The sequence below is a fragment of the Halobellus rarus genome (genome assembly GCF_024494595.1).
GTDB lineage: Archaea > Halobacteriota > Halobacteria > Halobacteriales > Haloferacaceae > Haloquadratum > Haloquadratum rarum.
This window is the reverse complement of the sequence record NZ_JANHDI010000016.1, coordinates 39,233-63,611: the sequence shown is the minus strand read 5'-3', so window position 1 is coordinate 63,611 and position 24,379 is coordinate 39,233. Positions and strand designations below refer to the sequence as shown.

Sequence of the window (24,379 nt, the reverse complement as noted above, 5' to 3'; positions counted from 1 at the left end):
GACAATCAATGAGCACACCAACCCAAACCACATCACAGGGCCCGTCCGGACTGGCTAGGCTGCGGGAGCTGTGGAACGCCTACCTCCCGTACTGGTTCATCACCCCGATGGTGCTCGTGATGCTTCTGATCACCATCTTCCCGGGGGCGTACGACCTGTACCTGAGCCTCGTCAAGTACCAGCTCACCGACCCGACGACGATCGGCCAGTTCAACGGACTGGCGAACTACGAGCGGGTGTTCACGAGCGGCGGCGCGATCAACTCGTTCGTGATCACGATCACCTTCGTCGCCGGCGCGCTGGCCTTAGAGACCGGCATCGGGTTCGTCCTCGCCGCGCTCGTGACCGGCGTCAAATCGGACCGGATGAAGACGTTCTATCGGATCGCCTTCATCATCCCGATGGCCGTCGCGCCCGTCTCGCTCGCGACGATCGGACGGATTATGCTGAACACGGAGATCGGAATCATCCCGTTCTTAATCCAGCAGTTCACCCCGTTCGTCGCCCCCAACTTCCTCAGCGACGTGCCGCTACTGACGGTGATCCTGGTGGACACGTGGAACTGGACGCCGTTCATGTTCATCATCTTCTACGCGGGGATGTCCTCGGTGCCGAAGACGCTACTCGAGGCGTCGAAGGTCGACGGCGCGCCGCTGTGGCGGCGGTACGTCCACGTCATCATCCCGTACATGAAACCGGTGCTGTTCGTCGCGATTCTGATCCGGCTGATCGACCTGTTCCGGACGTTCGGACTGGTGTTCAGCCTCACGAGCGGCGGTCCCGGGACGGCGACGGAGCTGGTGAGCATCAACATCTTCCAGACCGGGTTCACGTTCGTGGACCTCGGCGGCGCGGCCGCCATCGCAATCGTCTACCTCGTCGGCATCGTCGCGCTGTGTAACATCCTGATCATCAAGGTCGGGTTCGAGGGGGTGTGGGACTGATGGCGGCCGTCGACGACGCACAGCAGCCCGACAGCCGACTGTCGAAGACGAACAGGGAGAGACTCGTCTCGGCCGGACGCCACGCCGCGTTGCTCGTGTGGTCCTTCGTGGTCCTGTTCCCGCTGTACTGGATCGTCTCGATGTCGCTGAAGCCGCCCACCGCGGCCATCTCGCTGCCCCCGGACTGGATCTTCCTGCCCACGGTCTACAACTACATCCAGCTGCTCCAGCAGTCGAGCTTCGTCTACGCGTTCTTCAACAGCGTGTTCATGGTCAGCGCCTCCGTGATCCTCGTCCTGCTGATCGGCGTCCCGGCGGCGTACGTGCTCTCGCGGTACGACATCCCGAAACAGCGGGATGTCCTCGTGTGGATCCTCTCCTCGCGGATGCTCCCGCCCGTCGCCGTCATCATCCCGTTCTTCGTGATCTTCAGAGCGCTGAACCTCTACGACACGCGGATCGGGATGATCTTTATGTACATCACGATCAACATCTCGTTGGTCGTGTGGGTGATGAAGGCCTTCTTCGACGGCATTCCAGAGACGCTGGAGGAGGCCGCCCGCGTCGACGGCGCGACCCGGTTCCAGGCGTTCCGGAAAGTGATTCTGCCGGCGGCGAAGCCCGGCATCTTCTCGGTCGCGATCATCAGTTTCATCTTCGCCTGGATCGAACTGCTGTTCTCGCTGGTGCTGACGAACAACAACGCGGTGACGGTGACGATGCAGGTGTATCAGTTCATCGGCGTGCGTCAGATCGAATGGGGAATGCTCGCCGCGGCGACCACCGCGACGATCATCCCCGTCGTCATCTTCGTCATCGCCGTCAACAGGTATCTCGCTGCCGGACTCAGCTTCGGCGTGGTGATCAAAGAATGAGCGTTCTACACTCACGATCGGCCGAACCGCCTCGAAACCACTTCGCTCCTACCGTGGGGACCGACCGGTCCTCGGGAGGACTCCGATGGCAAAGATAGACCTCGATACCGTCACGAAGCGGTTCGGCTCCGGGGGCGACGCGGTCGTCGCCGTCGACGACGTGTCGCTCGAGATCGAGGACGGCGAGTTCGTCGTGTTCGTCGGTCCCTCCGGCAGCGGGAAGTCGACGCTCCTCCGCATCGTCGCCGGCCTCGAGAGACAGACCGAGGGCGACGTCGTCATCGGCGACACGATCGTCAACGAACTGGGGCCGCGGGCGCGCGACATCGCGATGGTGTTCCAGAACTACGCGCTGTATCCCAATATGACGGTCGAAGAGAACATGGCGTTCGGTCTCAAGATGTCGACGGATCTGTCGGACGACGAGATCGAGACCCGCGTTCGCGAGACGGCCGAGAAGATGGGGATCGGTCGGTTGCTGGACAACACGCCCGGCGAGATGTCCGGCGGTCAGCAGCAGCGCGTGGCGCTCGGGCGGGCCATCGTCCGCAACCCGGACGTCTTCCTGATGGACGAGCCGCTCTCGAACCTAGACGCGAAGCTCCGGACGGAGATGCGGACCGAGATCAACCGCCTCCAGAACGAACTGGACGTGACGACGCTGTACGTCACCCACGACCAGACCGAGGCGATGACGATGGGCGATCGGCTCGTCGTTCTCAACTACGGCGAACTGCAGCAGGTCGGTACGCCGTTGGAGTGCTTCTACCGCCCGAAAAACCGGTTCGTCGCCGGGTTCCTCGGGTCGCCGTCGATGAACTTCTTCGAGGGACAGACCGAGGGCGGGACGCTCCGCCTCGACGGATTCGACTTCGACCTGACCCGGGAGATGCAGTCAGCGGCCGGCAGCCGTAACGAACTCGTGCTGGGTATCCGTCCCGAGGACGCGAAGATCCACGACACGCCCCGGTCCAGCCACGAGCTGGAGGCCGAGGTCGACGTCGTCGAACCGATGGGCAGCATCTCGTACGTCTACCTCCGCGCCACCGAGCAGGAGGGCGATCGGACGTTCATCGTCGAGACCGACGGCCAGCGCGCGATCACCGAAGGGCAGTCGGTGTACGTCGAGATCCCCGACGACGACGTCCACCTGTTCGACGACGAGGACGGCGAGACGATCCACCAGCGCAAACTCGGCGAGGACGCCGAAGTCGAACTCGAAGGGCAGACGTAAGCGACGGGCCCGTCTCCACCCGAACGGGTGCCGGACTCGTTCCAGGGATCGATCGACGCCTCGGTCTCGATATAAACCGTATCGAACCACTTACTAACGCACGGAAATCAACTGACACACGAGTATGACAGACACGGACATCGACTACTACGAGACGCGTAACGCCATCTGTGAGTACGGGCGGAGCCTGCTGGAAGACGACCTGACGACCGGCACCGGTGGCAACCTCAGCGCCCGGCTCGACGAGAATCACATCGCGATCAGTCCGTCGGGGATCCCCTACGAGGAGATCGACCCGTCGGACGTGCCGATCGTCGACACCGACGGCAACGTCGTCGAGGGCGACGTCGATCCCTCGACGGAGGTCCCGATGCACCTGGCGGTCTACCGCGAGCGTCCGGACGTCGGCGGCGTGGTCCACACCCACTCGCCGTACGCGACGACGTTCGCCTCCCTCGGAGAGTCGATTCCGGCCTCGCATTACCTCATCGCCTTCACCGGAACGGAGGTTCCGGCCTCGGAGTACGCGACGCACGCGACCGCGGCACTGGGCGAGGCCGCGGTCGACGCGCTCGGCGAGTCCTACAACGCGACGCTACTCCGCAACCACGGCGTGTTGACCGCGGACGACTCCCTCGAAGACGCCTACAACGTCGCGTTGATGGTGGAGTACTGCGCCCGCATCCACTATCAGGCCCGCGCCATCGGCGACCCGGAGATTCTCCCCGACGACGAGATCGATCGGCTGAGCGGGAAGCTCGACAGCTACGGACAGTGACCGCCGAGGTCTGAACCGATGAACCACGTTGCCATCGATCTGGGCGCGAGCGGCGGAACGGTCTACCTCGGTCGCGTCACATCGTCGACGTTCGACGTGAGCGAGGTCTACCGATTCGACAACCGACCGGTCGATCGGGACGGGCGGTACGTCTGGGACGTCGATGCCCTCGTCGACGAGATCGCGGCCGGCCTGGACGCAGCAGCCGACCGGGCCGGCCGACTGGACACGGTCGGAATCGACACTTGGGGGCTCGATTTCGGCCTCCTGGCGGACGGCGAACTCCTGCGCGCGCCGACGTCGTATCGTGACCCCGACGCGACGGCCACGCGTAAGGAACTGTTCGAGGACGTGGGGAAGCGACGGCTGTTCGAGGCCACCGGCATCACGAACTGGAACACGCCGAACACGCTCTGGCAGGTGCACACGCTCGCGGAACGGGAGCCCGGACTGCTCGATCGGGCCGACCGACTGCTGTTGATGCCGCAACTGCTCTCGTTCCTGCTTGGAGGCCGGCCGGCCGGCGAGGTGACCATCGCGTCGACCACGCAGATGGTCGACGCCGGCACCCGCGAGTGGGCGAGGGGCCTCCTGGACGAACTGGGGCTCCCGACCGCGATCCTGCCGCCGCTTTCGGAACCCGGCGAGCGCCTGGGTCCCGTCGACGATCGGTTCGCGCCCGATCCCGACTCCCCGCCCGAACTGCTCACGCCAGCCAGCCACGACACCGCGGCGGCGGTAGCGGGGCTCCCGCTCTCCGGGGATGCGGCGTTCCTCAACACCGGATCGTGGTTCATCCTCGGGGTCGAACGCGACGGACCGGTTCGCACTAACGCGGCGTTCGAACACGCGTTCTCGAACGAGCTCGGTGCCGACGGCACCGTCCGCCTCCTGAAGAACGTCAACGGGTTCTTCCTGCTGGAGGAGTGCCGCGCGGCGTGGCGGGAGGCGGGGGAGCCGGTCGAGTACGAGCACTTGCTTTCGGCCGCCCGGGAGGCGGAGCCGCGGCGCGGGCTCGTCGACCCGGACGCGGAGGCTTTCTCGATCGAGGAGCCGATGCCGGAGCAGATCCGTTCGTACTGCCGCCGGACGGACCAGCCGGTCCCTGACTCTCGGGGGGCGGTCGTCCGCTGTCTGCTGGACAGCCTCGTGACGAAGACGGCGCTCGCGTTCGACGCGTTGGCCGCGGCGGCCGGCGAGTCGCCCGATCGGATCGCCCTCGGCGGGGGCGGCGTCCGCAACGACCTGTTCTGTCGGCTCTTGGCTGACGCCACCGACCGGCCGGTGACGGCCGGACCGGCGGAGGCGACCGCCGTCGGCAACGTCCTGACGCAGGCGGTCGCGGTCGGGACCCTCGCGAACGTCGAGGCGGGGCGTCGCCTCGTCGCCGACGCCTTCGACCTCTCGACGTACGAACCCTCGGGCTCGGAGGGGTGGGAGCGCGCGAAAGAGCGGATGCGGGGACTCCCGAGAGACGTCTGAGTTTCCGCCCGATTCGCGATTGCGGCCCTACCCAGTCGTGGGCTCCGACGCTACCTTGAGGTGTATCCGCCGTCTATCACGACCGTCGAGCCGGTCATGTACGAGGAAGCGTCGGAGGCGAGGTAGACGACGAGTTCCTGTAACTCCTCGGGTCGTCCGAGACGTCCCATCGGTGTATTCTCCAGCCAGGTCTCTTCCATCTCCGGGTCCGCTTCGAGCGTCTCGTCGACGAGGTCTGTGCGCATATAGCCCGGTGCGATGGCGTTGACCCGGACGCCGCGGTCGGCCCACTCGACGGCCAGCGACCTCGTGAGCATCGACACGCCGGCTTTCGTGCTATTATAACTGGCCTGTTTCTGCGGCACGTTGACGTCGATGCCCGACATCGAGGCGATGTTGACGATCCGGCCCTCGCCTCGATCCAGCATCCTCTGACCGACGTGCTTGGCACAGAGGAAGACGCCGTCGAGGTTGACCGAGAGTACCCGCCGCCAGGACTCGATCGACGTCTCCTCGGCCGGCGAATGCTCGACGATGCCGGCGTTGTTGACGAGCACGTCGATCGGTCCCAGCCGGTCGGTCACCGATTCGACCATCGCCTCGACCGATGCCTCGTCGGTGACGTCCGCCTCCACGGGAACCACGTCCGTTTCCCCGTCGAGTTCCGCCGCGGTCCGTTCGGCCTTCTCGCGATTCACGTCGGCAATCGCCACGTCGGCGCCCATCTCCGCGAGCGCCGCCGCCATCTGCTTGCCGAGACCCTGTGCGGCACCGGTAACGACAGCCACGTCTCCCTCGAGGGAGAAGCTCTCCAGTACGCTCATACGTCGTTCGTACACGCGGCCCCGCCGCAATTAAATCTATGTGACCGACCCGGGTCGCGACCGGAGGTTCCCCGATCCACCGCGGACCGGAGCCCGCCATTCAAGTGCCTGCTCGGTGTTGAAACGGCTATGCAAATCACGGACTACGAACTGTTCGCCGTTCCCCCGCGGTGGTTACTCCTGAAACTGGAGACCGACGAGGGCGTCGTCGGGTGGGGGGAACCGATCATCCAGGGGCGACTCGACACCGTCCGGACGGCGGTCGGCGAACTGGTGGAGGGGTACCTCCTGGGGACCGACCCGCTCCGCACCGAGTACCAGTGGCGGAAGCTCTACCAGAGCGGCTACTTTCGCGGCGGGCCGATCCTGATGAGCGCCTTGGCGGGCATCGATCACGCGCTCTGGGACATTAAAGGACGCCACTACGGCGCTCCCGTCCACGAACTGCTCGGCGGGCACGTCCGCGAGCGGATGCTCGTCTACCAGTGGCTCGGCGGCGAGAGCCCCGAGAACATCGCTCGTTCGGCCCGTGCGGACTACGAGCAGGGGTATCGGGCGTTCAAACTCAACTTCGCCCGCGAGTTCCGGCCGATCGAGACGCCCGCGGTCGTCGACCGCGCTATCGATCGGGTAGCGGCAGTCAGAGAGGCCGTCGGCGACGACGCCTTCCTCGGCGTCGACTTCCACGGCCGCGTCTCGAAGCCGATGGCCGCCGAACTCCTCCGCCGGCTCGAGCCGTACGACCTGATGTTCGTCGACCAGCCGCTGCTCCCCGAACACAGCGAGGGGTTCGCCGCGCTCAGCGATCGGACGACGATCCCGATCGCCACCGGCGAGCGATTCTATTCCCGGTACGACTTCAAACACCTGTTCGTCGACGACGCGGTCTCGGTCATCCAGCCCGACGTCACACACGTCGGCGGTATCAGCGAACTCAAGAAGGTGGCCTCGCTCGCGGAATCGTTCGACGTCGCCGTCATCCCCCATTGCCCGCTCGGCCCGATCGCTTTCGCCGCCAGCCTCCAGGTCGGCTTCTGCTCGCAGAACGTCGTGATGCAAGAACAGGACCTCGGCCTCGAGGCACCCGGCGAGAGCCAGCGCTTGGCGTTCCTCGAAGACCCCGAAACGTTCGCGTTCGAGGACGGGTACGTCGATCGCCCGACCGGTCCGGGCCTCGGAATCGAGATCGACGAAGAGCGCGTCCGCGAACAGGCCGAGGCCGAAGTCAACTGGTACAACCCGGTCTGGCACCACGAGGACAGCAGCGTCGCCGAGTGGTGAGCGCCGGGGCCCGAGTGAGCCAGTGCGCCGCGCCGATCGGTGTCCGGGCGAGCCCGTTCTGGCTCACCGTGACCCGTACATTTTAATAGTGGATTCACGTGCTGTTTCGTATGCGAACCGCTGTGTTAGTCGAACCGATGGAGTTCGAACTGCAGGATCGGGGACGCCCGACACTCGGACCGGACGAGGTGCTCGTCGCGATACGCGACGTCGGCATCTGCGGCTCGGACGTCCACTACTACGAGCACGGCCGGATCGGCGACTACGTCGTCGAGGATCCACTCGTTCTCGGCCACGAGAGCGCCGGCGACGTCGTCGAGGTCGGCGACGACGTCACCGGGCTCGAAGCGGGCGACCGCGTCGCCTTGGAACCCGGCGTGCCGTGTCGTCGATGCGCCCACTGCAAGCGGGGAGAGTACCACCTCTGTGAGTCGGTCGAATTTATGGCGACGCCCCCGCACGACGGCGCGTTCGCGGAGTACGTCGCCTGGCCGGCCGATTTCGCGTACAAACTCCCGGAGACTGTTTCGACGGTCGAGGGAGCGCTCTGTGAACCGCTATCGGTTGGGATCCACGCCGCGCGACGCGGGGACGTCGGCACCGGCGACACCGTCCTCGTCACCGGTGCCGGCCCGATCGGACTGATGGTCGCCGAGGCCGCTCGCGCGGCCGGAGCGACGGACGTCATCATCACTGACATCGTCCCGGAGAAACTGGAGTTCGCCCGCGCACGCGGTGTCGACCGCGCGATCAACGTCGCGGGGACGGACCTCGAAACGGCCGTCGACGAGTACACCGACGGCGTGGGTGCCGACGTCGTCGTCGAGGCGTCCGGGGCGGAACCCTCGATCAGATCGACGCTCGACGGGGTGTGCCGCGGCGGAACCGTGGTGCTCGTCGGCCTCTCTGACGAGGCTGAGGTCCCCTTCGACGTCCTGGAGGTGATCGACAACGAGATCGACGTTCACGGATCGTTCCGCTACGCCAACACGTATTCGGCGGCGATCGACCTGCTGGCCGACGGCGTCGTCGACGTCGAGGGGATGGTCGACTTCCGGTCGTCGCTGGAGAACGTCGACGACGCGTTCGGCCGCGCGATGGAACCGACCGTAATCAAAGGGATAATCTCGTTCGACGATGACTGAGGAACGTCGATTCCGACCCCCGCGCAGTGCGGCAGATCCACGCGGAAAGCGATGCACCGGCGTGTCCGACCGCTCGAACGCGCCTTCCTGGCGAGGCCGACGATGAGAGCGGCCGTCATCACCGATCGCGACGAGGTCTCGATCCAGGAGCGCGAGCGCCCCACGGCCGGCCCGGACGAGGCGGTGGTCCGCGTCGGTGCCTGCGGCGTCTGTATGACCGACTACCACCTGTATCGGGGGACGTTCCCGGCCGAGTACCCGCTCGTCCCCGGCCACGAGAGCGCGGGAGAGGTCGTCTCCGTCGGCGAGGCGGTCACCGGTGTCGAGGCGGGCGACCGTGTCGCCATCTACCCGGGACGTCCCTGCGGCGACTGCCGGTTCTGCGATCGGGGGCGGCAGAATCTCTGTGCGGACCTCGTCGCTATCGGCGGCGCGGGCGACGAGATCCTCGATGGGGCCTTCGCGGAGTACGTTCGCGTTCCGGCCGGCAGCCTCGAACCGATCGGGGACCTCTCCTACGAGACCGCGACCTTCGCGGAACCGCTCGGGTGCTGTATCCGGGGGGTTGATCAGGCCGATATCGAGACCGGCGATACCGTCGTCATCGTCGGCGCGGGACCGATCGGCCTCCTGCTCCTCCAGGCGTTCAGAGCCAGCGGTGCGGGAACGGTCGTCGTCTCCGAACCGGTCGAACGCCGTCGGGAAACGGCGGCCGAGCTGGGGGCGGATCACGTCGTCGACCCGACCGCGACGCCGCTCTCCGAACGGCTCACAGAGCTCGTCGACCGGGTCGACGTGGGCGTGGAGGCGGTCGGGCTCCCGGACACCATCGAGACGACCCACTCGGTCACCTCCGCTGGCGGCACCACGCTCGTCTTCGGCGTGCCTCCGCAGGGAGAGACGATCGAGATCGATCCGTTCGACGTGTACTATCAGGAACTCGAACTGGTCGGCACGTTCGCGCTCACGCCGAACACGTTCTCCCGGGCGGTGACGTTCCTCCAGGGCGACCGCGTCGAGGTCGAACCGCTGATCACCGACACGTTCGACCTCTCCGGTCTGCGGACCGCATTTGACCAGATGGCCGACAACGAGGGCCTGAAGAAGGTCGTTTACCCCGGCCGCTGAGTTGGTGACCCACTGCCAACACTATTTTATACTGCTTGCTCGGACTTTGGGTATGTCAGTCACGCACTCGGACGTCACCACGGAGGCGGCTATTCGCGCCTGTCAGCGACAGCTGCCGGCGTCCCTCGACGGCGGCGACGTGGTCTTCGGGTTCGACGGGATGATCGACGCCGTCCAGGTGATGGTCGACACCCGCCACGATCCTGAGTCGTACACGCCGATACGGACGCTCGATTCGCTCGCCGACCGCTTTCAGGCCTCCGCCGACGAGAACAGTTCGCTCGCGGTCGAGTGGGTTCGAAACGGGACCCGCACGGGCGGTCACACGTCCCATCTCTCCCGGTTCTTCGGAGAGATCGGCTACGATCCCACGATGATCGGAACCTTCGGACGACCGGTCAGAGACGTGTTCGAGGAGGAGTTCGGTGCCTACGAGATGGCCTCGCTCGGCGAACCCGGCGAGACCCACGCCGTCGAGTTCGACGACGGGAAGTGTATGTTCATCGAGCCGGGAAGTTACCTCCGGTTCGACTGGGAGACGCTCGCAGACACGATCTCCCTGGACGAACTCGCGGTGCACGTCGACGGCACCGATCTCCTCGGGATCGGCTACTGGACCGTGATGCCCCGGCTGCCGTCGATCCTCTCGGGGCTCCGCGAGGACCTCTGGCCGACGCTCTCGGACCCGCCCGAGCGGATCCTCTTCGACCCCGGTGACGTTCGGCAGTTGACGGCCGAGCAGATCGAGCGCGGAATCGGACCGATGGAGGGGCTCGCGGCGGTCGCGGACTTCACGCTGAGCGCGAATCGCGTCGAGACGCTCGCGCTGGCGGATCGGTTGACGACGGCGGACCCAGACCGGTCGTTCCCCGAGGCTGCGGCCGTCGCGTACGACCATCTGGACGTGACGCGCTTCGTCGGCCACAACGTGGACTTCTCGCTGGTCGTTTCCGACGCCGGCACCGCCCGCGTCGACGTCCCGAAGGTGTCCGATCCGGCGCTCACGACCAGCGCCGGTGATCACTTCAACGCCGGCTTCGCCTTGGGGCTCCTCCACGGGCTCGACGAGGGGGCCGCCCTGACGCTCGGCAATGCCGTCGCCAACCGCTTCGTCCGGACGGGGTCGCCGCCGTCGTTCGATGAGATCACCGCGACAGTGCGAGAGTACGACGACCTGCTCTCGGGGTGATCGGCGTCGTCACAGGTTTTCGGATCCGCCCGGGCGGGCGCCGACTTCCCCCGGCCCGCGATTCAACGTCGCGACCGGACCCCAAACTCTTAGTCGGTTCTGCGTGTCCTTCCCTTCGAGGAATCTACGATGAGCGACTACGACCTGTTGGACACGGAATCCGGTAACGCACTCGTCGCAGCGATCGATCACGGCCTGAGCCTCGGCGCGACCGAGGGATTTTACGATCCCGAGGCGACGCTGCGAGCCGTCCTCGATGGCGGCCCGGACGCGGTCCTCGTTGGCCCCCACTTCGCGCGCCGCTACGGCGACGTGATCGCAGAGGCGGGCGCGGACGTCGTCGTCACGGCGGACATCGTGACGGACTCCACGCGCCCCGGCTTCGACGACGGACAGGACGTGTGGACGCCGGCGTTCGATCCCGACCTCCTGCTCGACATCGATCCGATGGGCGTGAAGATCGTCCTCGTCTTCGGTCGGGACGACCGAGAGATGTTCGTCCGCAACCTCTCGTACGTCGCCGAGATGGCCGAGGCGCTCCGCGGGACGGGCGTCCCCCTCGTCGTCGAACCCGTGATGTGGGGGAGCCGCGTTCCCGCGGAACTCGAAACTCACCCGGAGTACGTCGCACGCGCCGCGCGGATGGCCTGGGAGTACGGTGCGGATATCCTAAAACTCCCATACACCGGCGACGTCGAGACGTTCGAGCCGATCGTCGAGCACTCGCCCGTGCCGGTGATGATCCTCGGTGGCCCGAAGTCCGGGACTACGGCCTCGATGCTCTCGAACGTCGAGGGCGCGATCGACTCCGGGGCCCGCGGGATTATGATCGGCCGGTCGATCTGGAAGACCGGCGATCCCACGAGCGTCGTGAGCGCGCTCGACGGCATCATCCACGGAGGGCAGTCTGTCGATGACGTTTGGGACGCGTGAGTCGAAATGCGGGCCCTTCCTGCTTCAGGATTCTTGCTATTGTTTCACTTAGCTATGTACATCAATTCTTAGTAATTTGAGCATCTATCGCAGTCACGCCGCCAGTCACAAGTGGGTGTAGAAGGCCGAATTATCGCCCGCTTCAGAGATGATCTCGGATCGACTCGCGGTTGACGAGAAAGTGATCGGAATCGACGGCGACGACTACTGGCGGTGCGGAGTTGATCCTGAAACGATCGAAGTGTTGTATTTTAGGCCACTTTCGACGACAAAAAACAGATAACGCCATATTCTCTGACCGATCTCCACCACCGAATTCGGCTCGACGGTGTCGAATTTCTCGTCGATGATCCTGAATACTTGGAAAACGTACCCGACGACGGTGGACCGATTCCAAATGGTTTCATACGGAAATATAATTTTTCTAATAGATTTTCAAATATATAGAAAAGAATATATATTTTCACAATCGTTTATAACTCTGTTACCCGTAGCCAACAGAATCGTGGCTCCAAGCCCTTGCCGTCCCGCACAACTCAGATCAAGCGTAGCGCGACTGCCAAGATAACCGCGAGGTATTCGACAGCGCCTGTGCCGATTTCCTCTCGGCGGACAGTATTGGAACTGGGGCGGGACGCGAGCAATCGACGCCCCGTTCTGTGAGTGACTAATCTGGGTGCGTGCCCTCGTACGTTGGCCCCACGCAGACAGTGAGCGACTGCGGATCCGTATACAACACGAGTTCGTGATGGGTGTTTAGCTCACCATCGAGACTGAACGTGATCGGATCACTGTCGATCCCTCGAATCTCTAGTTGGCTCGCCTGCATATGGAGCACGTGTTCGGTATCGCGACCAAATACTCGGTGCGCGGTCGCTTCAGCCAGAATGTCACTCGCGGGCATCTGCTCGATGAGGACGACGTCGAAAAGCCCGTCCTCGACGTTGGCCTGCCCGCCACGATTGACGAACCGCAGGACGTTCCCGACGAGCACACACAACGCCTCTCCCGACCAGGTCGTTTCCTCGCCGTTCGAGATAGCAGTGAGATCGATGTGCAGTCCCTCGAACTCCGTGACTTCCTGTAAACTGGCGACGACGAACGCCAGCGAACCGAACCGTTCTTTCAGATCGCTTGACGCTGCCACGCTGACCTCGGCAGGTAACCCGGCGATACACGACACGACGAACGGTTCCCCTCCGGCGAACCCGACATCGATTCGTCGTCGCTCACCGTGGTCGAGCAATTCGAATCCTTCTTCGATGCTTGTTACCCCAGTGTTGGTTGCAAAGATGTTCTCCGTTCCCGTCGGAATCACACCGAGGGTCACCGTCCCGAGAGCAGATGCCGCCACGAGGCCACGGACGACTTCGTGGAGCGTACCGTCGCCACCCGCGACGGCCAGTCGATCAACGTCGTTCGCGGCAGCGTCCTGCGCGAGCCGGACCGCGTGTTCTTCGTGTGTCGTTTCTCGGATCGTATAGTCCCGTTTCTCTGCGGACTGGCGAACCTCGTCGACGTGGTCTGCCGTTCCGCTCTTCGGATTTAGGATGACCCACTGTTCGTTCCCGTCCGCGGCGGGGCTGTTCTGGTCGTCAGGTGCTGGTTTTCTATCGTCAGCCATCGTCGTTCTCCTCCTCTTTCCACGCCGCTGGATCGCCTTCGCGAAACTCCCCTTTGGCATGCCGTTCACGGGGCCAGAATGCGAGTCCGAGAACCGCTGCGGAGAACGTGGTGACGACGCCGACCACGACCACACCGGGGACGGTGGCGATCGCGGCGGTCGCGAGCCACTCCTGGCGCGGCGAGAACGCCGTGATTCGGAAGAGCCAGGCAGCGAGCAAAACTCCAAGCAAGGCGAGGTAGATGCGTCGAAGTCGATTGGCGAGTGCCTCTCCGAAGGTAACTTTCAGCGTCGGCGTCCGGTAGTCGTTACTGAGCTCTACTCGCCAGTTCGGATGTTCCACGCCCCCGGATGGGTCGAGCGCGTTCGCGAAGAGGTTCTGCTGGAGCATCCGAATACGCGACCGGTAGACGTCGTAATGCCGGTATCGACGCGCTTCGATCCCGAGAAAGAGAGTGACGACCACGACCCCGACCAGAAGAATATAATGAGGATTCTCCCCGCTGGAAAATGCCCACGTCAGAATCGCTGCGATGACCGTCACCGCCCAAGTGGTCGCTTGGTCGAGACGCTGCCGCCACGTCGTCGCCTCGTCCATTTCGCCGCGGTAGGCGTGTGCCATCACCGAACCCAAACCCGTGCTCTGTTCGACCATTTCCCGTCCGATCTCGCGCTGGTCACGCGCTGTCGGGTCGACTTCCTCTGAGTCCGAGTCAGTCATACGACTGACTACGGCTTCCGTTCGTATAACCAGTGCGTGCCAGTATTCGCAACTCCGAAAGTACGAGCGCGGGGCCGTTGATCGACCGGGCCAGGGAGGGCGGGCTGATGCTGTCGGTGCGGTGTCGAACGCACGGGAATCGAACGTCCCGTAGTAGCGCACGGCGAGTTCGACCCGCCGAACGGATCAGACACGGGTTTCATTGTGACGTAGTCCCAAAGGGCTCGTATGTCGTTACTCAGACGATTGTGGCGCGTCATCCGCATCGCCGACGATATTCGAAGCGTGCTTCGTGCGTTCGAACTGCTGGGAAAGCTCCTTCGCGGACTACGCGGGCGACCTGCGTAGTACGCGTTTGCGTCTGGTCGTCGGTCAGCTAAGCATGAGCGGTCCCATCGAGAGCGTCTGTTTGGCGAGCGTCGCGAGTCGCAGGATGTAGGATGTGAAGAGGAGAAATGGCAGCGCTGAGATGGCAAACGCGGCGCTAACCACCCAGAGAACGCTCTCGATGCCGAGGAACGTGCCGGTAAACGTCGTCGGGTCGACGAAGACGACCATCCCCCCAGCGACGGTGAGTGCAATCACTGCGGCGTACAGGATGGCTCGTGAGAGTTTCACCAACGCCCACTGGATGTAGAGGTCCTTGATGTACTCGCGGACCACCCCGTACATCGTGAGCGCCTCGAGCAGATCTCTGAACGCGCCACGTTCCTCGTCGGTGAGGGAGTCTTCGTACTCCCTCCCGAGCCGGCGAACGTCGTGCATCTTCCGATCGTAGTTGTAATCGAGCGCGGGCGATACGACGTCGAAGGTGCCGAAATCCGTGTCTTCGAGGTGGTCGCGTGCGTGGTCGGCGTTCTCCAACAGGTCGTCGACGTACTCGCCCGCCTTCTTGTGGAGTTCCTGGTTTTCAGTCCCGGAGAGCGTGTTTCGCAGTGTCTTTGCCCGCTGTTCGCTCGTTTCGATAAGCGCATAGAGGTAGGCCGCCGGGTCTGCGGGCGTCGTCATCCCGAGGAGGCCGTCGGTGTTCTGGCGAAAATCCATCGTCGTGTCCATCCGACTGCGCTGGCTCCCGAGCGAGCCGATCTCCTGAGAGAGAACGAGCTGATTGATCGTGACGACGAGCGTCGTTCCCGTGATGATCGCGCCGACGAGGCTGGCGAATACCGTCTCGACCATGTCGCTCGACTGCATAGTCGAGTGCAACGACACCGGCTTCATCACGCCCCAGAGTATGAACGCGAGGAAGATCAGGAACGCGAGCCCGCCGGCGACGACCCACCGGTTGGCCCCGAGCAGCAACCAGAACCAGTACTTGTTGACGTCCGTCCGCTCACGTAGCGTGCTGTCCGTCGAGAGGTCACTCATGAGAGACCGGGCGTTTGAACAGCAGTAGTTTCGTGCCGCCACCGTCGTAGCTGATCGTCTCTGCGAGTTCCCAGCCTTCTGCACCGAGGCGGTTGAGTTCGTCTGTTGGATCGACCGTCTCTCGCTTGGTCAGTCCCTTTGGCGGATCGAGCGTCTTGTACTCCCATTGTTGATGCATTTCGGTACCCGTTAGTTGCTATCGGCTCTCACGGTGATGACTCTGGTGACTGGCTGTTTCCCACCGTGTACTGACCGAGAACGGAGCGGTGTGCTCGTGTATCGTCGTCGATCACAATTATGAGTCTCAGGTAGGTCCCTCGCGAAGCGTCCACATCCAACGGTGTCTGCGGTTTGAGTTCTGCATCCGATCTGCTGCATCACCACGGTTGACGGGGGAATCACGAGGAGACCGATGGAGCCTCGTCGCTGTCGGCGCTGCCTGTGTTCGGTTCCTCCGTTGGCCACGTGTGCTCAATCTGTGCGGATCGTTGGACAATTTGGATCTACATCGTATCGATCGGCGGGTTCGAGTTCTCCGAAGGGAGGAAGCCACCGTCGAGCGTGTCGACGATTTCGGTGGAGGCTCCGTCCAGTTCGACCACGAGTGTCGGGGCGAACGTCCCGCCGAATTTGGCCATCTGATCCTCACGCGGGAGGTTTCCGACACCGGTGAGAGTGTCGTCGCCGAGGTCGTGGTAGTTGTAGTAGCTCAACACCGCAATCTGGTTGTCGTCGTACGGAACGGGCATCCAGGAGTACGTCTGGAACGGCTGGTCAGCGGGATTCGCGAGGACGAGTCCGCTTCCGTTGAGCGGTTCGTAGTCGCCCTGGAGCGAATCTGCGACGAACCCGTACATCCCGTCCGGACCGTCGAGCCCCTGCGGGAACGTGAACTTGTGGCTGTCACAGAAGAGATAGTAGCGGTCATCCATGACGACGATATTGCCGCGTTCCAGTTGCTGATTGACACAGATCGCCTCGAGCAGCGGAGGACGCAGCTCCCACTCGCTCATGTCCTCGTCCGACGTCGACACCGCGAGGCCGATGTTCCCGTTGAACTGTGCACCCGTGGCCGCGACACCGCTGGAGTAGTCGCCCGGCTCCAGGTCCTGTGCCTCACAGTTCGCCTCACCCGGCTCGAGCGGAGTATTCCCCTCGAAGACGAGGTACCGATTCCCGCTCTCCGGGTCCTCGAAGTACCACGGGTCGCGGAACGCGTATATGATCCCGTCTCCGGCCTGTTCTTGGGTCTGATAGTACTCGCCATCGGCGGTTAGGATGATCTCGTGTTCCCACTCTCCCGTGATTCTGACTCCCTGACGCGTCGTCTGGAGACTGGTTCCTTCCGCGAGCGCCAGCCGTTGCTCGTAGGTGATGTCGATACCTTCCCCCCGCGGGTCGTTGGGATTTCCACTCCGACCAGTTGCCGTGTAGAACATGAACAGTTCCTCGCTGTCACCATCCCACACTGCGGATGCTGCCCACTGGCGGTTCCCCTTTGCCGACCCGGGTACGAACACCGGACCACCGAGGTGCCAATCGTAGCCCTCCCGAGAGTAAAAGTATCTGATCTCGGCGATGTCGTGGCGTTTGCCGGGGAGCACCCCACTCGGTGAAGTGAGCGCGAACTGGATCGACCAACCGTTCACACTTGCGACCGATCCATCGCGGTCCCGGAGCGGCCACGTGTCCCACACGTGCAAGCCCGGGAACGAGTCGTCGAGCCTCCGGATGATTGGGATCGTATTCGCGTCGTTTAGTTCGATTTGACCGGCTGCCTCTACTGTCCAAGCGGGTGTCTGATCCGATTCGGATCCGTTCGGGGTACCGGTCTCGTCGCCCTGGTGCTCGTCGGCAGCTACGGTGTCAACGACCCCGCTACCGACAGCGAGACCTCCGAGGGCACCAGCCGACCCGACGATGAACTGCCGCCGTGTGTTGCTGACCGAACTGCTCTCCGTTCGCTCGTCGTCCGTGTCTATGGGATTCGAGTCCACAGCACGAAGTCCGAGCCGAATAGCATTAGATATATAATATTTTCACGAACGGGCTGTGTTTTGAGTATCTGGATCAATAATATGGTTTCTATTATGTTGAGAGTGTATTGAGTACGCCGAAATACTTAGAACGGTTTTGGTGAATCGCTATAGAGCGGTAGGTCCTGCTGTTGATGGGTGGCAGTAGTTGTTCATCTGAGGAGTCTATTCACGTCATTACGTGAACAAATCATCCCATTAACCGAGATTTGGTGATTATTCGCCTCGATTTTCAGTAGCCAATTAGCCCAATTCGATGTTGTCTTGCGATTCACCAGAGCCCTTAGAAACGTATTCTGTCGGTATTATGAGCTACGGGAGGGGATAGTGGCCGCAAGAAGTCTAATTAATATATTCCAGACCCATTCGGACACACCGAGCTTACTGTCTCCAGAGTCATCCCGCTAAGAGACGTTATCGAACGCGTCGGCACCGATATGCCCTCAGTGGGCCTACGAGAGCCTCGAATTATCGAAAGGTTGACTCAACGGGGGGCAGTCGATGCGCCGACGTTCCCCAGGACGTTCCTCGAGATCGAGATTTCCCCTGGGTCGTCAGTGCCGTGTTCGACCTCTCGAACCTACCAATTTCGGGTTTACTTCGTACATCCTGCGGCTCACGACGCTCGCCAGACAGACCCCCCGACGGGACCGCTCATCCTCAACTGAGTCTGCTCTGGCATTCGGGACTCGGGACGGGACCAATAGATCAAAATCCCAGGCGAGCGCTAAGCAGAACTCTGACGCCTCATCGTTGTGATCCGCGGAGGAGCAGCGGTTCGATGGCAAGTGTCCGTTTCGCGATGGTGAGGATGCGGAGGACGTACGAGACGAACAGCATGAACGGAACGAGCGTCACCGCAAACGCACCGCCCACGACGAGGATGATGTGATCGAAACCGAGTGTGCTTCCCGGGAACGTCCCCGCATCGACGATTGCGACCATAATACCCGCAACGGTCACTGCCGGGACTGCAGCATAGAGAATCATTTGAGACAAGTTGATGAGTTCCCACTGGAAGTACAGCGTCTTGATGTGTTCGCGTGCCGGACCAAAGAGAGACAGCGATGTTTTGAGGTCGTCAAGCAAGCCGTGTTCTTCCTCAGTGAGGCTCTCTTCGTATTCGTCCGCGAGACGTTCGACTTGGAAAATCTTCCAGCTATAATTGAAATTCAGTGCGGCGAATACCACATCGAACGAGCCGAACTGCGCACCCTCAAGTTGGTCACGTACCGTGTCGGCGTTCCCAGTGACGCTTTCAGCGAACTCCTCGACCTCTTCTCGGAGATCCTCGTCACTGTTCTTGCCGATAGACTCTCGAAGAACCGTCGCCCGTTGTGCCGTGGCTCCGATGATCTGCCGGAGGAATTCGGATGGATCGGCAGGACTCGGAGCGCCGATTAATTCTTCGGTAAAGTCCCGGAAATCCATCGAACTGGCCATACGCTCGCGTTGATCGCCGAGCGGGCCGTTCTCTTGGGTGAGAACGAGCTGACCGATCGTGACGACGAGTGTCGTCCCAGTCACGATGACGGTGATCATGGTCGAGAACATCGTATCGATCATGTCGCCGGACTCGATTTGCCGTGAAAACGGTGGGTCGAGGACGGCGACACCGATCACGAATGCGACGAACACGGCACTGGTCAGGACGCTGGAGACGAGAAGGCGGTTCGCGCGCAGCAGCAGCCAGAGCTTTATCCGACTCTCGTCGGCGCGCTCACGCATCGTGTTGGCCGTACCGATGTCGCTCTCGTCAGTCATACAGGCTCACTCGACTGGGCCGGTCGCTTGAAAACGAGGTACTTGGTGCCGCCTCCCTCGTAGTCGATCGTCTCCACAAACTCCCAGCCCTCCGCACCGAGCTGATTCAACTCCGCTTTCGGATCCTCTGCTTCTTTTTTGGTTTCATCGCGTCGCGGGCGCAGCGTCTCGTACTCCCAGTGGATCGCTTCTGATTCGGACATCACTACCAGTAGGTACTGCAGCCCTCTATATCCCGCCCCACTATCGAGGACGAGCGGGTCGTAGTCGTATCCGTTATTCGTCGGTCTATTTGACGATCTGAACGAGTCCATTATCACGTCGCTGGCGGCGTACTCCTCTCGGGTCGTCGTCTGGACGTGCTTGTCGTTCACACTGCCGTTATCGAGGGTAATGGGCCGGTAACCAAGTGAGTTCGAAACGTAGTCTGAGTGGCTGTAACAGATACTGGTGGATACTGGACAGTGGTGGGTCGCGTGAAAGGACGGGAGAGCGACTACGCGAAGGGTGTGCCGAGCGCCGCGAGACCGAGGTGGCGACGGGCGGCCCCGGAACGTAGTGAGACTCGCCCGCTCCGAGCTGTGGAATGCGCGTTCCGCTCGAAGACTGCGAGAGACTGTCTCCCGGTACCCACTCGGGAGAGACTGACAACACAGAGCTGACACACTGATGGAAAGAACCAATCCTGCGACCGGAGAGACGACCGAAACGTACGACGAACACGACGACGGGCAGGTCGAAGACCGGCTTTCGAGGGCCGAATCGACGTTCGAGACGTTCCGAGACTGGTCCGTGGCGGAGCGCGAAACGACACTCGCGGAGGTGGCTGCGTTGCTCCGTGACCGGGCAGCCGAGTACGCGGAACTGATCACGCGAGAGATGGGCAAACCGATCGCCCAGGCCGAGGCTGAGGTCGAAAAGTGCGCGTGGGTCTGTGATCACTACGCCGAGCACGCGGGACGCTACCTCCAGGACGAGCGGCATCCGAGCCCGCCGGGATCGACCGTGAAGACGGTCCACGAACCGCTCGGGCCCGTACTTGCGATTATGCCGTGGAACTTCCCGTTCTGGCAGGTGTTTCGGTTCGCGGCCCCCTACGTAGCCGCGGGGAACGTCGGACTCCTCAAACACGCTTCGAACGTGCCGGGGTGTGCACTCGCTATCGAGGACGTGTTTCGCGACGCCGGGTTTCCCGACGGTGCGTTCCAGACGCTGCTGATTCCGTCCGATCGCATCGACGCGGTCCTCTCGGATCCGCGCGTCGAAGCGGCGACGCTGACCGGGAGCAACTCGGCGGGACAGGCGGTCGCCTCGACGGCCGGCGAGAACCTCAAGAAGACCGTCCTCGAACTCGGGGGCAGCGACCCGTTCGTCGTCCTCGACGACGCTGACGTCGAGGCCGCCGCGACGACCGGTGCCTGGGCGCGTAACCTGAACGGCGGGCAATCGTGTATCGCTGCAAAGCGATTCGTCGTCCACGACGCCGTCTACGAGGCGTTTGTCGATCGGTTCGTCGCGGAGGTCGAGTCGTTCACTGTCGGCGACCCGATGGACCGCGACACGGACATCGGACCGCAGGCACGGCAGGACCTCATGGAAGGAGTTCACGAACAGGTGACCGAGAGCGTCGACGCCGGCGCGACGGCGCTCACGGGCGGTGAGCCACTTGACCGTGACGGGGCGTACTATCCGCCGACGGTGCTCGCGGACGTTCCACAGGGGTGTCCCGTCGACGCTGAGGAGGTGTTCGGTCCCGTGGCAGCCGTCTACCGGGTCTCCAACGAGGAGGCCGCCATCGAGAAAGCGAACGACACTGAGTTCGGTCTCGGAGCCAGCATTTGGACGAACGACCTCGAGCGCGGCGAGCGGGTAGCTGGCCGTATCGACGCTGGCTGCACGTATATCAACGAACTGGTGAAGTCCGATCCGCGGATCCCGTTCGGTGGTGTGAAAGCATCCGGCTACGGCCGTGAACTCTCCGAAGCCGGGATCAAGGAGTTCGTCAATCGCAAGACTGTCTGGCGACAGCAGCCGGAGAAGAGCGACGAGGACGAGGTACCGACCGAATGAAGGCATCGGATCTGCTCGTGCGCTGCCTCGAGGGCGAAGGCGTCGAGTACGTGTTCGGTGTTCCCGGCGAAGAGACTGAGGACTTGCTGTTCTCGCTTCGGGACTCGGATATCGGGTTCATCCCGGTCCGCCACGAGCAGGGAGCCGCGTTCATGGCCAACGTCCACGGCCGGCTCACGGGCGAGGCAGGCGTCTGTCTCGGGACGCTCGGTCCCGGTGCGACAAACCTCATGACTGGTGTCGCGGACGCGAACTTGGATAAAGCCCCTCTCGTCGCGATCACTGGTCAGGGTGGATTGGAGCGCCTGCACAAGGAGAGCCACCAGGCGCTGGATATCGTCCAGATGTTCGAGCCGATCACAAAGTGGAACACCCAGCTCAACGATCCCGACATCATCGCCGAGTCCGTTCGGAAGGCGTTCAAACTCGCCGAATACGAGAAACCCGGTGCGACTCATCTCGAATTTCCCGAGGACGTCGCCGGATCGGATACCGATACCACCCCGATAGACCCACGTGAACGCGTCCGACTCGCATCGCCGAACCCGGAGCTACTCCAGCGAACTCAGGCGTTCCTCGAGGAAGCCGACCGGCCGCTGATCATCGCGGGGAACGGAGCGGTACGGACGGACGCCACGACACAGCTCCGCGAGTTCGTCCAGACGACGGGTATCCCTGTCGCGTCGACGTATATGGGAAAGGGGGCGATCTCGGACCGTTCGCCACAGTCGTTGCTGACACTGGATTCCGGTGACCATCAGGAGGCATCGGATGCGATCGAGATGGCCGACCTCATCCTCACCGTTGGCTACGACATCGCCGAACACGACCCGGCTGGCTGGAACACGGGCGCAGGCACCGTTATCGTGCACGTCGACAGTGAGCCGGCAGAGGTGTACGAGGCGTACAATCCGACCCTCGAACTCGTCTGCGATCTCTCGACGGCACTCGCAAAGTTGACCGAGCGGATGAACGAAAGCGAGACACAGTTCGACGAGACCTGGTACCGCGATCTCAGGGCCCATATCGTCGACGACATCGCCACCGACCCATCGGGAGAGGGCCCGTTCACCGTCCGGACGGTACTGCCGGTATTACGGGATGTTATGAGCGATAACGACGTGTTGATTTCCGACGTCGGGAGCCACAAGATACAGATCGCACAGAACTTCCCCACCTACGAACCTAACACGTGTATCATCTCGAACGGACTGGCGTCGATGGGAATCTCGGTACCGGGGGGGATCGCGGCGGATCTCGCAACCGACGCAGAGGTCGTTGCGGCGACTGGCGATGGCGGGTTTCTGATGAACGGCGTCGAGATCGAGACCGCGACACGGGTGGGGTGTGGCTATACGATCCTTCTCTTTACCGACGACGACTACGGGCTCATTTCCGAGAAACAGCAGGATCACCGCGGCGAATCGTTCGGAACAGAACTCACGAACCCCGACTTTATGACGCTCGCCGAGAGCTTCGGTATCGCGGGGTATCGCCCCGAAGAACGGGACGAACTCGATGCGGCGCTACGGGATGCACTCGCGACGGATGAGATGTCGCTTATCGAGGTGCCGCTCGAGTAATGCACTCCCTCAAACCCTGGAATCGCTCGCGAAGGGCTTTCTGTTCCAACGCCCTAACCAGACACTGCCCCCAGTTCTTCTGAAGAGCAGTCCTCACAAGTTCTGTCGTACTCTCCTAGAGTATGAACGTGACAATCGCCAGCACCACGAAGATGATGACGAGCCACTTGGCGATATTCATACTGATCCCGGCGACCCCCCTGGCGCCAACCACTGCTGCGATCACTGCGAGAATCAAGAACAGGATTGCGAGTCCGATGAGGTCCCCACCGAACTGGAGAGGAACGGGTGCGACTCTATTGAGTACTGCCAGTACCATATAACAGACCGACGGGCTCCGATCACTTAGTTATCATATTGATATAACACTACTTGAGAGGTAAGACTGCCATAGAATCCGACCGACAGTTTGTTCGTTGGCAACCTGAATCTCCCCGAAAGGGTGCACCAACGGAACGGTAAGTCGTACATACCGACCACACCACTCGGCTATCGGGTACCCTTTGGTTTCCACCGCTTATCTATCTCGCCCCCTCGACGGGGCGGCTTCCCATGAGGACGACGTTCGTAGTGGCGCCGATCAGGATCAGCAGTGCTCCGAAATAGAGAAACGTGATCAGGAGCATCACACCACCGAGAACACCGTATACATCCTGTGTCGACGAGTACGCGACGTAGATGCCGAACCCCGCCTTGAGTAGCGCCCATCCGATAGCCGCAACCACGGCCCCTGGTAGAACCATCTTGAGAGACAGGTCCACGTCGGGGAACACGTAGTAGATGGGAACGAACACGATCGAAAGGCCGACAATCAGCAACATCTCGCTCACCAGCCCCGGGAACGGGAGGTTCGGGACGAAACGGAGCCCCAACCCCGCGACGAACACCGCTAACAACGCGACGCCGAGGGATACCAGTACCACGACCCCGTCTCTGAGCTGATTGAGGAGATCGTTCTTCAGCTGCGTGTCGTAAATCGTCGAGAAAGCCGTATCGAGCGCACGAAAAACCCTCAGCACTCCCCAGAGGAGGACGACGATCCCGAGGATCGAGAGCCCGGTTTGACTGCCTGTCTGGCCGATGCCATCGGTCAACAGGGACTGTCCGGTCGGCGTGAGGTAACTCTCCGTGACGCGTCGGACGTAGCTGACCATCCGTTCGCCGCCGAGCGCAGACGCCGCGATCACCAACAGCAGCACGAGGGGCAGCAGTGAGACGAACGCCGAATACGCAATGCTCCCCGCCATGAATGGGACGTTCTTATTTCGAGTTTCGTGAGCGATGCCCCGCACGATCTGGACGGCGTTTTGGGCCGTGTGAGTGTATTGGAAACTCATATTCTGTCTCTTCCTACCCCGTCGCGGAGAGATCCTGTGTGCGACTCAGTACCACTCTCTTGG

General features: G+C 62.5%; 22 protein-coding genes. 12 read left to right on the top strand and 10 right to left on the bottom strand.

Features of this window, described 5'->3' with window-relative positions:
* Positions 1-8 precede the first annotated feature (8 nt).
* The 5 genes from NO876_RS17445 (at position 9) to NO876_RS17425 (ending at position 5,313) form a co-directional block, all read left to right on the top strand.
* The gene (locus NO876_RS17445) at positions 9-944 is read left to right on the top strand and encodes a carbohydrate ABC transporter permease (protein WP_256422957.1); all 936 of its coding nucleotides are present in this window, start codon (positions 9-11) and stop codon (positions 942-944) included.
* Positions 944-1,819, top strand: coding sequence for a carbohydrate ABC transporter permease (locus NO876_RS17440; protein WP_256422956.1), 876 nt, complete (start codon positions 944-946; stop codon positions 1,817-1,819). Before NO876_RS17445 ends, NO876_RS17440 begins: the two co-directional genes overlap by 1 nt.
* 85 nt (positions 1,820-1,904) lie before the next feature.
* On the top strand, positions 1,905-3,053 hold the full coding sequence (locus NO876_RS17435; protein ID WP_256422955.1) for an ABC transporter ATP-binding protein: 1,149 nt from the start codon (positions 1,905-1,907) through the stop codon (positions 3,051-3,053).
* Positions 3,054-3,177: 124 nt separating this feature from the next.
* Positions 3,178-3,831 carry a class II aldolase/adducin family protein gene (locus NO876_RS17430; RefSeq protein ID WP_256422954.1) on the top strand — a complete coding sequence of 218 codons (654 nt, stop codon included), beginning with the start codon at positions 3,178-3,180 and terminating at the stop codon, positions 3,829-3,831.
* A gap of 18 nt (positions 3,832-3,849) precedes the next feature.
* A complete protein-coding gene (locus tag NO876_RS17425) occupies positions 3,850-5,313 on the top strand; it encodes a rhamnulokinase (RefSeq protein WP_256422953.1) in 1,464 nt (487 codons plus the stop codon).
* Between the two features lie 50 nt (positions 5,314-5,363).
* Here NO876_RS17425 and NO876_RS17420 read toward each other — a convergent pair whose 3' ends face one another.
* Complete coding sequence (locus tag NO876_RS17420) at positions 5,364-6,137, bottom strand: SDR family NAD(P)-dependent oxidoreductase (RefSeq protein WP_256422952.1); 774 nt, start codon at positions 6,135-6,137, stop codon at positions 5,364-5,366.
* A 129-nt stretch (positions 6,138-6,266) separates the two neighbouring features.
* Between NO876_RS17420 and dgoD the strand changes: the two genes are divergently transcribed.
* From dgoD to NO876_RS17395, 5 genes are all read left to right on the top strand, one after another.
* Positions 6,267-7,418 carry a galactonate dehydratase gene (gene dgoD / locus NO876_RS17415; RefSeq protein WP_256422951.1) on the top strand — a complete coding sequence of 384 codons (1,152 nt, stop codon included), beginning with the start codon at positions 6,267-6,269 and terminating at the stop codon, positions 7,416-7,418.
* A 110-nt stretch (positions 7,419-7,528) separates the two neighbouring features.
* A complete protein-coding gene (locus NO876_RS17410) occupies positions 7,529-8,563 on the top strand; it encodes an NAD(P)-dependent alcohol dehydrogenase (protein WP_256422950.1) in 1,035 nt (344 codons plus the stop codon).
* Between the two features lie 51 nt (positions 8,564-8,614).
* Positions 8,615-9,691 (top strand): zinc-dependent alcohol dehydrogenase family protein, encoded by a 1,077-nt coding sequence (locus NO876_RS17405; RefSeq protein ID WP_256422949.1) that lies wholly within the window; start codon positions 8,615-8,617, stop codon positions 9,689-9,691.
* A 52-nt stretch (positions 9,692-9,743) separates the two neighbouring features.
* Positions 9,744-10,880, top strand: coding sequence for a carbohydrate kinase family protein (locus NO876_RS17400; RefSeq protein ID WP_256422948.1), 1,137 nt, complete (start codon positions 9,744-9,746; stop codon positions 10,878-10,880).
* A 129-nt stretch (positions 10,881-11,009) separates the two neighbouring features.
* Entirely contained in the window at positions 11,010-11,813 is an 804-nt protein-coding gene (locus NO876_RS17395) for a class I fructose-bisphosphate aldolase (protein WP_256422947.1), read from the top strand.
* Between the two features lie 667 nt (positions 11,814-12,480).
* On the opposite strand, the gene NO876_RS17390 is transcribed toward NO876_RS17395, so the two are convergent.
* The 7 genes from NO876_RS17390 to sp36 (NO876_RS17360) all read right to left on the bottom strand — a co-directional run bounded on the left by NO876_RS17390 (position 12,481) and on the right by sp36 (NO876_RS17360) (position 19,529).
* Positions 12,481-13,437 carry a diacylglycerol/lipid kinase family protein gene (locus NO876_RS17390; protein ID WP_256422946.1) on the bottom strand — a complete coding sequence of 319 codons (957 nt, stop codon included), beginning with the start codon at positions 13,435-13,437 and terminating at the stop codon, positions 12,481-12,483.
* Positions 13,430-14,158 carry a DUF2270 domain-containing protein gene (locus tag NO876_RS17385; protein WP_256422945.1) on the bottom strand — a complete coding sequence of 243 codons (729 nt, stop codon included), beginning with the start codon at positions 14,156-14,158 and terminating at the stop codon, positions 13,430-13,432. The genes NO876_RS17390 and NO876_RS17385 overlap by 8 nt, the downstream gene beginning before the upstream one ends.
* A 372-nt stretch (positions 14,159-14,530) precedes the next feature.
* Positions 14,531-15,526 carry a DUF7972 family membrane protein gene (locus NO876_RS17380; protein ID WP_256422944.1) on the bottom strand — a complete coding sequence of 332 codons (996 nt, stop codon included), beginning with the start codon at positions 15,524-15,526 and terminating at the stop codon, positions 14,531-14,533.
* Complete coding sequence (gene sp36 / locus NO876_RS17375; RefSeq protein ID WP_256422943.1) at positions 15,519-15,704, bottom strand: Sp36 family protein; 186 nt, start codon at positions 15,702-15,704, stop codon at positions 15,519-15,521. Before sp36 (NO876_RS17375) ends, NO876_RS17380 begins: the two co-directional genes overlap by 8 nt.
* Positions 15,705-16,029: 325 nt before the next feature.
* Positions 16,030-17,523 (bottom strand): glycoside hydrolase family 68 protein, encoded by a 1,494-nt coding sequence (locus NO876_RS17370; protein ID WP_256422942.1) that lies wholly within the window; start codon positions 17,521-17,523, stop codon positions 16,030-16,032.
* Between the two features lie 786 nt (positions 17,524-18,309).
* The gene (locus NO876_RS17365) at positions 18,310-19,326 is read right to left on the bottom strand and encodes a DUF7972 family membrane protein (protein ID WP_256422941.1); all 1,017 of its coding nucleotides are present in this window, start codon (positions 19,324-19,326) and stop codon (positions 18,310-18,312) included.
* On the bottom strand, positions 19,323-19,529 hold the full coding sequence (gene sp36, locus NO876_RS17360; protein ID WP_256422982.1) for a Sp36 family protein: 207 nt from the start codon (positions 19,527-19,529) through the stop codon (positions 19,323-19,325). Before sp36 (NO876_RS17360) ends, NO876_RS17365 begins: the two co-directional genes overlap by 4 nt.
* 466 nt (positions 19,530-19,995) lie before the next feature.
* Between sp36 (NO876_RS17360) and NO876_RS17355 the strand changes: the two genes are divergently transcribed.
* Both NO876_RS17355 and NO876_RS17350 read left to right on the top strand, forming a co-directional pair.
* Positions 19,996-21,396 carry an NAD-dependent succinate-semialdehyde dehydrogenase gene (locus NO876_RS17355; protein WP_256422940.1) on the top strand — a complete coding sequence of 467 codons (1,401 nt, stop codon included), beginning with the start codon at positions 19,996-19,998 and terminating at the stop codon, positions 21,394-21,396.
* Positions 21,393-22,979: an acetolactate synthase large subunit gene (locus NO876_RS17350; protein ID WP_256422939.1), complete on the top strand. Its 1,587-nt coding sequence runs from the start codon at positions 21,393-21,395 to the stop codon at positions 22,977-22,979. The genes NO876_RS17355 and NO876_RS17350 overlap by 4 nt, the downstream gene beginning before the upstream one ends.
* Before the next feature lie 115 nt (positions 22,980-23,094).
* Here NO876_RS17350 and NO876_RS17345 read toward each other — a convergent pair whose 3' ends face one another.
* Together NO876_RS17345 and NO876_RS17340 are read right to left on the bottom strand one after the other, a co-directional pair.
* A complete protein-coding gene (locus NO876_RS17345; protein ID WP_256422938.1) occupies positions 23,095-23,298 on the bottom strand; it encodes a DUF1328 domain-containing protein in 204 nt (67 codons plus the stop codon).
* A 202-nt stretch (positions 23,299-23,500) separates the two neighbouring features.
* Positions 23,501-24,316 (bottom strand): YihY/virulence factor BrkB family protein, encoded by an 816-nt coding sequence (locus tag NO876_RS17340; RefSeq protein ID WP_256422937.1) that lies wholly within the window; start codon positions 24,314-24,316, stop codon positions 23,501-23,503.
* Positions 24,317-24,379: the final 63 nt, after the last annotated feature.